Raw genomic sequence first — 10,917 nt, forward strand, 5'->3', positions numbered from 1 at the left:
GGGCCAGAAATCAGCGTCTCTCCCCGGGCGGGAGCGCGCTCAAGGGGTTTCGGTGTATTGCTGCGTGCTGCGGCTGGCGACAGCCGGCTTGGCCAGGGGCGACTTGCTGCGCACGTACTGCAGGAAGGAGTCGGCGTAGTCCAGGAAGGTGTCTTCGCGCTGCGCGGCGGGGATGGCCTTCAGGGTGTCGTACTTGTCGCCGCCGTCGGCGGTGAAGTTGTTGGTGATCACCTTGTAGCTGGCCGCCGGGTCGAGGGGCTTCCAGGTGCCGGTGCTGTCACGCAGCTCCAGCCTGCTGACGCGGCTGCCCTTGGCCTGGTTCATGTCCACCGCGAAGCGCAGGCCGCCCGTGTAGGGGTAGGCGCCGGAGCCGGTGCCGTTGATCACCGAATCCACGCCATCCTCCAGGGCCGACTTGACCTGGGCGCCGCTCATGACCAGCCGGTACAGGGTGTTCTTGAAGGGCAGGAGGGTATACACCTTGCCCACGGTGATGTTGCCCGCCGGCACATCCACCCGCACACCGCCCGCGTTCTGCAGGCTGATGTCGGCACCGCCAAAGCGCTGACCTTGCTCAAGGAAGGCCTCGGCCACCAGCTGCTGGATGTCGCCGCCGTGGGCCACCACCGTGGCGTCCAGGTTGCACACGTCGCCAAGGGAGGAGCGGCTGGTGTCGCGCTTGCTGCCCGGCACCCGGCGCAGGCACAGGTTGTCGGTGGTGGTGCCGGCCACTTGCAGGCCGAGGGCATCCTTGGCCGCCTTGTAGGGCGCGAGGGCCGCGGTGGCCGCCGCCGCCGGCGTGGTGGTCAGGAACACGCCGGAGGCATCGAGCTGGTTGCGGTAGGCTGCGGCGTCGGTCGCGGAGGCGACCGTGGTGCCCACTTTGTAAGTGTCACCTACCAGCACCTGGGGCTTGCCGGAGCAGGCGGTGACGTTACCGCTGGCGTCGAACTTCACGTCGAGGGCGCCAACGGCATAGGAATACTGCCAGGCCTGAGCGATGCAGACCTTGCGGCCGTCTTTATCGACGGTCTGCGTCGGATAGGCACCCGAGGGGGTCAGACCGTAGTTCTTCATGCTGTCGGGGCCGAGCAGGGTGTGGGAGTCGCCACCGATGATCACGTCGACACCGGACAGTTTGGGGGCGATGGCCTTGTCGGCCGCGTAGCCCAGGTGCGACAACAGCACGATCTTGTTAACGCCGCGCAGCTTGAGCTCGTCGATCACGGCCTGGGCGCTGCTGGCTTCGTCGAGGAAGCGGGTGCTGGCATCGGGGCGCGAGGCGAACTGGGTCTTGTCCTTGACGGTGAGGCCGACCACGCCGATCTTCTCGCCGTCCTTCTCGATGATCTTGTAGGCACCCATGCGCCCCGCCAGGGCGCTGCCGGCAGCCGGCTCGATGTTGGCCGACAGCACGGGCGTCTTGCAGGCGCCGGCATGGAGGTAATCGATGAACTTGACCAGGCCCGCATCCCCGCCGTCGAACTCGTGGTTGCCGATGGCAAAGGCATCGAAACACACCGTGTTCATCAGCTCGGCATCGGCCTGGCCTTCGCTCTGGGTGTAGTACAGATCGCCGGTGATGGCGTCGCCGGCATGCAGCTTGAGCACGTTGCGGCCCGGCGTGGCGAGGGCCGCCATGGCAGCGGTGACCCGCGGAAAGCCGCCCATCTCGACGGTGACGGCGCGGCTGGTGCCGGCTGCGTCCTTGAGGGTGAGGGTGGAGCTCTCCGTGTCCAGGTGAGAGTGGTGGTCGTTGATGTGCAGGATGGTCAGATCCATGGCGCGGGAGCCGCCATCACCACCTCCGCCACAGGCGGAAAGGGTCAGGGCACAGAGGGAGAGGGCCACGGACTGGGCCAGCACGGTTCGGGAGCTTTGCAGGAAGGACATGGCGGACGCCGGGAGTTTGAATGCCCAGCAGACTATTCCGCCTGCGTTAAACGCCCGTGAACGGCCGATGACAGCCGCAGGATGCCCGAAATCAGACGCGCAGGCCGGCGCGGGTCATCAGCAGCAGGGCCTGGGCCCGGCTGGTCACGCCCAGGGCGCGCAGGATGGCCGACACATGCACCTTGACCGTCCCCTCGGACAGGCCGAGAAACTCGGCGATATCCCGGTTTGACTTGCCCTGGGCCACCAGTTCAAGCACCCGCCCCTGGGCGGCGGTGAGCTGGAAGCGCTCGGCGAAGGCCTGACTGGCGCGCCGGTTGCGGTTGCCGCCATCGCTGCCGATGGCGGCCTCGGGGGTGAATACGCCACCGGCCAGGATGGTACGCACTGCCTCGATCAGGGTATTGCTGGGGCTGGCCTTGGACACGAAGCCCGAGGCGCCAGCCTTCATGGCCCGGTGCACCGACTCCCGATCGTCCAGGGCTGACACTACAAGGGCTGGCACGTCAGGGAAACGCTTGGCTACCACCCCCAGCAGGGAAAAGCCGTTGATCTCCGGCAGCATCAGATCCACCACCAGCAGGTCACAGTCCGGATTGGCCTCGAGCAACGCCAGCGCATCGGTGGCGTTGCTGGCCTGCTCGCAGACCACGCCTTCGCCTACCTGGGCCAGGGTCAGCGCCATGGCCTCACGCACCAGCACGTGGTCTTCAATGATAAGGATGCGCGTCTGCATCATCGCCGCGTGCTCATGATTATCTAACCTGAATGGAGTAACCGTGCAGTTTAGCCTACCCAGACCCTGGCAAAACGGAGAAAATCTGACTCCCGGCCGCCACGGCGCAAATCATGCCGACTCCCCTCGCCACACCGCCCAGCACTCTGCCCATTCGTGCCCTGGTGGCACTGACCCTTCTGGCATATCTGATCCTACCCCCAGCGGCCCGCGCTCAGGCAACGGAGGGAGACGCTGACGAAGCCGGTGAAGCGGCCTATCTTGCCGATCTGCCCGTCGTCCTGTCTGCGACCCGCCTGCAGCAGGCCAGAGCGGATGCCCCTGGCTCGGTGATGGTCATAGACCGTCACATGATTCGCGCCGCCGGCGCCCGCAACATCCACGAGCTGTTCATGCTGGTGCCCGGTTTCCAGGTTGGCATGCATACCGGCAACCAACCCCTCGTCAGCTACCACGGATTGTCCGACGAGGCTCCCCGACGCATGCTCGTGCAGGTGGACGGACGCTCGGGCTACTCGCCGTATTTCATTGCTGGCGTGGAATGGAACCAGCTTGGCGTGGATATCGACGACATCGAGCGCATTGAAGTCTTCCGCGGCTCGAACTCAGCCGTTTACGGCAGCAATGCATTTCTTGGTGTGGCCAACATCATCACCCGCGCGCCGTCGGAGACCCGCGGCGGCAGCGTGCGTTACCGGGCGGGCAGCGGCGGCGTGAATGACATAGGCGTGCGTCTCGGCGCACGCCTCGGCGATGTGGATCTGCGCATCACCGCGGCCCGCAACTACGATCGGGGCTTTTCTGCCATCAACGACTGGCGCAAGGCCGAATTGGCCACCCTGCGCGCCGACTGGAGCATCAACCACGACCACGTTCTGGAATTCCAGGCCGGCTGGACCAGCAACGATCAGGGTACGGGAAAGGACGACAACCCCACCGACCCCGAGCGAACTGCGCGCATCGCCAACAGCTTTGGACTGCTGCGCTGGCGGCACGCCCCCGCCGTCGGTGAAGAGCTGAGTGTCACCTGGTACCACCAGGAGGAAAACGGCCGTGACCGTTTTGCCATGAGCGTCCCCATCCCCCCCCGGCAATCGGGCCTGCCTGTCACCATCGGCATCCCTTTCGACTTCGACTACGGCTTCCGTACGGTTCGTGACGACCTGGAAATCCAGCGCATCACCAGCCCAGCCGCCAAGCTGCGGGCGGTCTTCGGTGCCGGTATCCGCGAGGACCGGCTCAATGCGCCCCTGCGCTTCAACTCGGACGAGACGGTACGCCATGGCGTTAGCCGTGCGTTTGGCACGCTCGAGTGGCGCACTTCGCCCGACTGGTTGTTCAACGTCGGCTTCATGGTTGAAGACAACTCCCTGACCGGAACTTCGCTGGCACCGCGGGCATCAGCCAATTATCATATGACGGAAGACCAGACCCTGCGTCTCGCCATTAACCGTTCATATCGGAGCCCTACTGCCTTCGAGCAGAAGTCCAGCATGATTTTCTCGAACTCCGCGCCGGTCGTCACGCCTGTAATGACCATCCCCGCGGGTACCCCCATCTCCCAGACATTCCGGCCCTCCCCGGGCCTGCGTGCTGAGCGCATCACCACCTACGAGGTGGGCTACGTGGCAGAGCTGCGCCCTCTCCAGGCCAGTATTGACGCCCGCCTGTTCCTTGAGCGCGCCCGCGACCTCGTCGAGATGCGCCTCGAGAACTCCACTGTCGGCCTGATTCCCCGCAACAACACGCGCTACTTCGCCAACAGCGGCGAGGCCGACATCCGGGGCTTTGAAATTCTCGCTACCTGGAGGCCAGCCACCGGCACCTGGCTGTCGGTGCACCACACCGAACTGCGCATCGACGGCCCTGGCAACCCGGCCACCGCCAGCGGAGCCCAACCCAGCGCCTGGGTGGCAAACTCCGCCCCTCGGCACAGCTCCGGCCTCTTTGGCGCCTGGGAGTTTCACCCACGTTGGCAGATCAGTGCAGCGCAGCGCTGGGTAGGTGGCATGAGCTGGTACGCCGATGCAGCCCACCGTATCCGCATGTATCGTCAGCTCGATCTGCAGCTGAGCCATCGACTTCCCCCCGAGCTGCTTCGCGGAGAGATCGCCCTCACCGCCCGGAACATCGACGGCGACGAAGAAACCTTCGCTCCCCGGGCGTCCTGGTGGGGCAGCCAGGTCTTCGGCACCCTCCAGGTCGAGTTCTGATCCGGATGGGTCTTGTGCTGCGCATCCTCCTTCTCCTTTTGCTGGCCCTGGGTAGCAGCTGGGCTCTGGCGGGCCAGGCCTGCCTGGTGATGTCGGAAGAAGGCAGCGCCTTTGGAGAAGCCGCTGAGGCCCTGGGCACCGAACTGCGCAGCGCCGGGCATCGCCTGCAGACACTTCCCTTCCCCCTGCGCAGTGACGATGGCGTGACCCTCAACAACTGTACCCTGGTCGTCACCCTGGGCGCCCGGGCCGCCCAGAGCGTAACCGCCCTCGCCCCACGCAGCCTGATCCTCCACACCCTGCTGCCACGCAGTGCCTATGAGCGCCTGCCGCTGCGCACCGAGGACACACGCCGGGTGTCAGCCGTCTTCATCGACCAGCCGGCCACCCGGCAGATCGAACTGCTGCGCATCGCCCTGCCCGACTGGTCGCGAGTAGCCCTGCTGGTCGGGCGCGAGAGCCTTGAGCTGGGGCAACGCCTGCAAAACGCCGCCCGGGAAAAGCGCATGCGCCCCGCCCTGGCCCAGCTCAGCGAGGAAAGCGAGCTTTACCCCACCTTGCAACGGGCCTTGGCGGAGCCCGGCATCCTGCTCGCGGTGCCGGACTCCACGGTTTACAACAGCCGCACCATCTCCAACATCCTGCTGACCGCCTATCACCATCGCGCCCCGGTGGTCGGCTTTTCGCCGGCATATGTGAAGGCGGGCGCCCTCCTGGCCCTTTACAGCACCCCGACCCAGGTCGGACAGCAGGCTGGCGAAGCAGCGCGCCAGGCGCTGGCCACCGGCAGCCTCCCGCCGCCCGCCGCGCCACGCCATTTCCGGGTCAGCACCAACCCCTACGTGGCGCGCTCCCTGGGTATCGTCCTCGACGAACCCGGAACCCTGCGCGAACGCCTCGAACGGACAGAGGGCAACCCGTGATCACCCCCAACGACTGGGACATCCGCCCCCGCGCCGTCCTGATAGCTGCCCTGCCCACCATGGTGATGGCTCTGGTGCTGATCGCCTACTTCACCTCGTCCCGACTCTCCGATCTCGAAGACGCCCACTTCCAGCGTGGCAAGGCTCTGGCCCGTCAGCTGGCCGCAGCAAGCGAATACGGCGTGTTCTCCGGCAACCTGGAGAGCCTGCGTAAACAAGCCAACTCCATCCTCCAGGAAAGGGACGTAGTCCGCGTGGCCGTGTTCAGCCCCCTGCAGGAAGTCCTTGCCGACAGCAACCGGACTCCCCCCGCCGGCTCGGGCCTCAGCCCCCGAGAGCGTAGCCGCGCCCTGCTGTTTCGCGAGCAGGTCACGGGGCCCGGCATCACCCTCGATGACAACTTTCTCGAAACTGGCAGCAACGGTGCAGCACAGGCACAGGTGCGCCACGGCGAAGTGCTCATCGAGATGAGCCGCGAGTCCTTGCGCGCCGAAGAGGCGCGCCTGCTCCAAAATGCCATCCTGATGGTGACCGCCGTGCTGATCGCCAGCGTGGCCCTCGCCCTGCGCATGAGCCGCGGAATTTCGGGCCCCATCCTCCGCATCGCGTCCACGGTGGCCAGTTTCGGTCAGGGCAATCTGAACGCCCGGGTCCCTGTCGAAGGGGGCAAGAGCCTGCGCACCCTCGCCGAGGGGGTCAACGACATGGCCGACAAGCTCAGCGCCTCGCGGGAAGACCTGGAGCGGCAGATTGAAGCCGCAACCCGAGAGCTGATGCTAAAGAAGGAAGAGGCCGAACGGGGCAACCAGGCCAAGACGCGCTTCCTCGCTGCCGCCAGCCACGACCTGCGCCAGCCCATGCACGCCCTCGGCCTGTTCGTCGCCGAGCTGGGGCAGAAGCAGCATGCCCCCGACACCCGCCTGCTGGTCGAGCGCATCGCCGTATCGGCCGAGACCATGGAGAACCTCCTCGACAGCCTGCTCGACATCTCGCGCCTCGACGCCGGTGTGCTCGACCGCCAGATCAAGCCCTTTCCGCTGCAACCCCTGTTCGAGCGCATCGATGTGGACTATCGGCGGGAAGCTGAAACCCATGGTCAACGCCTGCGCCTGCGCCCAACCAGCCTGTGGGTGGAGAGCGACCCCTTGCTCCTCGAAAGGATCCTCCACAACCTCATCAGCAATGCCCTGCGCTACGCCCCAGGGGGCACAGTGATGCTGGCCTGTCGCAAACGGGGCGCAAAAGTACGCATCGAAGTCCGGGACAACGGCCCGGGCATTACCCCTGACGCCCAGGAAGCGATCTTTCAGGAGTTCGTCCAGCTCGACAACCCGGAGCGCAACCGGGCAAAAGGTCTCGGCCTCGGCCTGGCCATCGTGCGCCGCCTCACCGATCTGCTGTCCCACCGCCTGGAGCTGCGCTCCACCCCCGGCCGCGGCGCCCTCTTCGCCCTGGAGCTCCCCCTCGCCACGGCCTGCGTGGTTCCCGAAGGCACGCCACCGCCTCCCCCTCACTCCCTCCACGGGCTTCATGTGCTGCTGGTGGACGATGACGAGCTGGCCCTGGCCAGCACCACTGGCCTGCTCGAATCCTGGGGCTGCACGGTGACAGCCACCGACACGCCGGAAACCCTGCTCCCCGCCCTTTCCCAGCACAACCCGCCCGACATGATCGTGTGCGACTACCGGGTAGGCAGCAGCCTCAGCGGACTTGCGGTCATTCAGGCTCTACGTCAGCATTTCGGTGGGCAGGTCCCGGCCATCATTCTCAGTGGTGACACATCGCCAGCGGCCAACGGAGATGCCCAGCGCGCCGGCATTCCCCTGCTCCACAAACCCGTTCGGCCAGCCCGGCTACGGGCCCTGCTACAACGCAAAACCCAAGCCTGATGCAGGCAGGGAGTGCATCAGGTACTATCGAAGTGTCAATAACCAGTTCAAACAAGGGGGAGAGCAATGAGCACCGAAAACAATGCACAGGATCCGATGGAGTTCATGCGCAGCATGTGGAGCAAGATGGGTTTCAGCCTGCCCGGCATGGTCACCCCGACCCTCGACGTGGACGAGCTCGACAAGCGCATATCCGACATGAAGGCCGTCGAGAACTGGCTCAAGATGAACCTCAGCTCCCTGCAGATGGCCACCCAGGGCCTCGAAATGCAGCGTGCCACCATCGCCGCCATGCAGGCCATGAGCAAGGTGGCCGCCGAGGGAGGCCGCAAGGACGGTGACGACGCCGCCCAACCCAACCCCTTCGCCAGCGGCATGTGGCCGTGGAACCTGATGCAGAACGCGGCCGAACAGGGCGCCGCCAACGCAGCCGCCGCACCGGCCCCTGCCGCACCGGCCAAGGGCAAGCCGAAGGAAGCCAAGTAATCGGCCGGCGGCAGGGCGCCCCACTCAGGCGCCCCAGCCCGTCAGCAATGCCAGCCAGGCGGTCAGCGTGACCGCCGCGGCCACCGTAGTGGCCGAAATCAGCCAGGCCACCCCCGGCCCGTCGCCGCCCATGCGCATGGCCAGAATGTAGGCCGATGAAGCTGTGGGCAGCGCGGCAAACAGCACCGCCGTGGCAAAGGCCGTTCCGGTCAGCCCCAGCACGCTGGCCAGGCCCCAGGCAATGGCGGGCAGCGCCAGCAACTTGACTCCGCACAGATAGATCGCCCCCAGGCGCCCCCCTTCACTCCGGCCGACCCGCAGTGCCGCCCCTACCGCCAGCAGGCCGAGGGTTACGGCCGCATCGGCCAGGCGCTGCAGAAAGGGCAACACCGGTTCGGGCAGGGGCAGACCCGAGACACTGAACGCCATGCCTGTCAGCGTGGCAATGATCAGCGGGTTCCGCGCCAGCTCCGTCCAGAGGCGCCCCTGGCCGTGATGGGCGAGAAAGCCCACCGCCGCCATATTGGCAAAAGGCACCATCGCCCCGCACAAGGCCCCCATCGCCGCCACGCCTGCAGCGCCGCCAAATTTGCCGGCCACGGCAATGCCGATGTAAGTGTTGAAGCGATAGGCACACTGCAGACGCGAGGCGAAGGCCATCGCCCCCAGGCCCATCATCGGCCGCCCCAGCAGCCCCAGCAGCAGCCCGCTCCCCATGGTCAGCAGGCCCACCGCAAACAGGGGTGCGAAGCTGCCCAGATCAATCTGGGCCCGCGCCAGAGCGTTGAACAGCAGGGCGGGAAACAACACAAAGTAGACCAGCTTCTCCACCCCCTGCCAGAAAGCGTCCCCCAGCCCGGCATGACGACGCAGCGCCACCCCGAGGGCAATCAGGGCGAAATCGGGCAGGAGGAGCAGGAAGCTCTGCATGGCAAGAACCGGCACGCGAGACAGGAACAGGCGCCGAGTGTGCCAGAAGCCCCCGGCCCACGGCCATGCGGGTTAGCCACAGCGGCCAGGCGCCAGCGGCCTTCCGGAGAACAAAAAAAAGCGCCGGGAGACGGCGCTGTGAAAACACATCCTGCTGAAGGATAAGGTTTATTCGTATTTGCGGACGTCGTCGATGACCTTGCCGTCATTGGCCAGGCTGCCCGGCGCACAGAAGTGCACCTCACCGCGCAGCTTGGTGAGCTCGCGGATCGAACCGGCAAGCGCCTCGGCCAGCCCCTCCGCCGGCGCCGCCACCTCGCAGTGCAGGGTCATGCGGTCAGTGTGGTCCGGGTTATCCACCACCAGACGGCCGCGGCCTATTTCAGGGTGACGCTTGAGCACCGCTGCCACCTGACCGGGATGGACGAACATGCCCTTGACCTTGGTGGTCTGGTCGGCGCGCCCCAGCCAACCCTTGATGCGGGTGTTGCTGCGGCCGCAGGGCGAGATGCCGGGCAACACCGCTGACAGATCGCCGGTGCCGAAGCGGATCAGGGGATAGTCGGGGTTGAAGGTGGTCACCACCACTTCGCCCACTTCGCCAGGGGCAACCGGGTCGCCGGTACCGGGACGGACGATCTCCAGCAGCACATCCTCGTCCAGCACCATGCCTTCGCGGGCAGGGGTTTCAAAGGCAATCAGGCCCAGATCAGCGGTGGCGTAGGCCTGGTAGGCCTGGATACCCCGGGCGGCCAGGGCCTCGCGCTGGCTGGGCGGAAAGGCCTCGCCGGAGACGAAGGCCTTTTTCAGGCTGTCAATCCTCACGCCCAGCTCATCCGCCTTGTCGAGGATGATGCGCAGAAAGGACGGCGTGCCGGCATAGGCGTCGGGGCGCAGATCCTGCATGGCCGCCACCTGCTGCTCGGTCTGCCCGACGCCGGCGGGAAACACCGTGCAACCCAGGGCGTGCGCCGCCGTTTCCATCATCGAGCCGGCCGGCGTGAAGTGGTAGGAGAAGGTGTTGTGCACCAGATCACCACTGCGGAACCCCGCCGCGTAGAAGGCCCGGGCCAGACGCCAGTAGTCCTTGCGCGCGCCCTCCGGCTCGTAGATCGGCCCCGGCGAGGCAAAGACCCGGGCGCAGCCTGCGCCCCACTGCACCGCTGCCAGACCACCAAAGGGGCGTGCCGCCTTCTGCATTTCGGCCAGATCGGACTTGCGGGTCACCGGCAGGGTGGCCAGCGCTTCGCGGGTGGTGATGCTAGCCGGATCCACGTCCTTCAGCAGGGCGGAGAAGGCCGGCGCGTGGGCCTTGGCATGGGCCACCTGGGCCGGCAGGCGGGCCAGCAGGTCACGTTCCCGGTCCAGGGGGTCGCGGGTTTCACGGGCGTCGTAGTAGTTCATGGTTTCTCCGCGAGCGGAAAGTTGTTCTTGTGGGGTCGAAGCGGGTTCGACTTTGTTTTTCGGTCTTACTGAACGGCTTTCCTGCGTATTGCGTTACGTTGGCGGGGTCGCGCCCCCGCAGGCGCCCTACTTTCTTGTTGTACGACAAGAAAGTAGGCAAAGAAACGTACCCCGCTGCCGCGCCCCCTTCGGGGGTTCCCTCCTTCCGGCAATGCCGGGCGGGGTCTTCGCAAACTCGCCCTACGGGCTCAAACATGCGAAGCCCTTTTCCCGCCCGTCATCACCTCCAGTCGGCACGTCAGAGGGGACAGGAAATGCAGGTGATCAACGGTCAGCAGCCCAGCCCCGTATCAGTAAAGGCTCGGTGGGCGCGAAAGCCCGTCTGAGCCGCCGAGCAGCGCAGCAACGGGCGGGGAAGTCCGGCGCGGCTGTCTGAGCCCGAA

The 10,917-nt window shown here is 66.2% G+C and carries 8 protein-coding genes; 4 read left to right on the forward strand and 4 right to left on the reverse strand.

Going from position 1 to position 10,917, the window contains the following annotated elements; all coding sequences use genetic code 11:
• Positions 1-39: 39 nt before the first annotated feature.
• Both ACIQ09_RS06850 and ACIQ09_RS06855 read right to left on the reverse strand, forming a co-directional pair.
• Positions 40-1,893: a bifunctional metallophosphatase/5'-nucleotidase gene (locus ACIQ09_RS06850; protein WP_398307541.1), complete on the reverse strand. Its 1,854-nt coding sequence runs from the start codon at positions 1,891-1,893 to the stop codon at positions 40-42.
• 91 nt (positions 1,894-1,984) lie between these two features.
• Complete coding sequence (locus ACIQ09_RS06855) at positions 1,985-2,632, reverse strand: response regulator (protein ID WP_398307543.1); 648 nt, start codon at positions 2,630-2,632, stop codon at positions 1,985-1,987.
• Between the two features lie 110 nt (positions 2,633-2,742).
• Between ACIQ09_RS06855 and ACIQ09_RS06860 the strand changes: the two genes are divergently transcribed.
• The 4 genes from ACIQ09_RS06860 to ACIQ09_RS06875 all read left to right on the forward strand — a co-directional run bounded on the left by ACIQ09_RS06860 (position 2,743) and on the right by ACIQ09_RS06875 (position 8,140).
• Positions 2,743-4,842: a TonB-dependent receptor plug domain-containing protein gene (locus ACIQ09_RS06860; RefSeq protein ID WP_398307545.1), complete on the forward strand. Its 2,100-nt coding sequence runs from the start codon at positions 2,743-2,745 to the stop codon at positions 4,840-4,842.
• A gap of 14 nt (positions 4,843-4,856) precedes the next feature.
• On the forward strand, positions 4,857-5,765 hold the full coding sequence (locus tag ACIQ09_RS06865; protein WP_398307547.1) for an ABC transporter substrate-binding protein: 909 nt from the start codon (positions 4,857-4,859) through the stop codon (positions 5,763-5,765).
• Positions 5,762-7,654, forward strand: a complete 1,893-nt coding sequence (locus tag ACIQ09_RS06870; RefSeq protein ID WP_398307548.1) for an ATP-binding protein — start codon at positions 5,762-5,764, stop codon at positions 7,652-7,654. Before ACIQ09_RS06865 ends, ACIQ09_RS06870 begins: the two co-directional genes overlap by 4 nt.
• Before the next feature lie 66 nt (positions 7,655-7,720).
• On the forward strand, positions 7,721-8,140 hold the full coding sequence (locus tag ACIQ09_RS06875; protein WP_398307550.1) for a PhaM family polyhydroxyalkanoate granule multifunctional regulatory protein: 420 nt from the start codon (positions 7,721-7,723) through the stop codon (positions 8,138-8,140).
• Positions 8,141-8,164: 24 nt separating this feature from the next.
• On the opposite strand, the gene ACIQ09_RS06880 is transcribed toward ACIQ09_RS06875, so the two are convergent.
• Both ACIQ09_RS06880 and ACIQ09_RS06885 read right to left on the reverse strand, forming a co-directional pair.
• Positions 8,165-9,070 carry an AEC family transporter gene (locus tag ACIQ09_RS06880; protein WP_398307552.1) on the reverse strand — a complete coding sequence of 302 codons (906 nt, stop codon included), beginning with the start codon at positions 9,068-9,070 and terminating at the stop codon, positions 8,165-8,167.
• Between the two features lie 168 nt (positions 9,071-9,238).
• A complete protein-coding gene (locus ACIQ09_RS06885) occupies positions 9,239-10,474 on the reverse strand; it encodes a phenylacetate--CoA ligase family protein (RefSeq protein WP_398307554.1) in 1,236 nt (411 codons plus the stop codon).
• Positions 10,475-10,917: the final 443 nt, after the last annotated feature.

It is taken from the genome of Zoogloea sp. (assembly GCF_044344315.1).
Taxonomy (GTDB): domain Bacteria; phylum Pseudomonadota; class Gammaproteobacteria; order Burkholderiales; family Rhodocyclaceae; genus Zoogloea.

Bases quoted from the DNA above. Each gene is read 5' to 3' on its own strand.
- ACIQ09_RS06880 (WP_398307552.1), bottom strand. From the start codon at position 9,070: ATGCAGAGCTTCCTGCTCCTCCTGCCCGATTTCGCCCTGATTGCCCTC.
- ACIQ09_RS06875 (WP_398307550.1), top strand. From the start codon at position 7,721: ATGAGCACCGAAAACAATGCACAGGATCCGATGGAGTTCATGCGCAGC.
- ACIQ09_RS06855 (WP_398307543.1), bottom strand. From the start codon at position 2,632: ATGATGCAGACGCGCATCCTTATCATTGAAGACCACGTGCTGGTGCGT.
- ACIQ09_RS06850 (WP_398307541.1), bottom strand. From the start codon at position 1,893: ATGTCCTTCCTGCAAAGCTCCCGAACCGTGCTGGCCCAGTCCGTGGCC.
- ACIQ09_RS06885 (WP_398307554.1), bottom strand. From the start codon at position 10,474: ATGAACTACTACGACGCCCGTGAAACCCGCGACCCCCTGGACCGGGAA.
- ACIQ09_RS06860 (WP_398307545.1), top strand. From the start codon at position 2,743: ATGCCGACTCCCCTCGCCACACCGCCCAGCACTCTGCCCATTCGTGCC.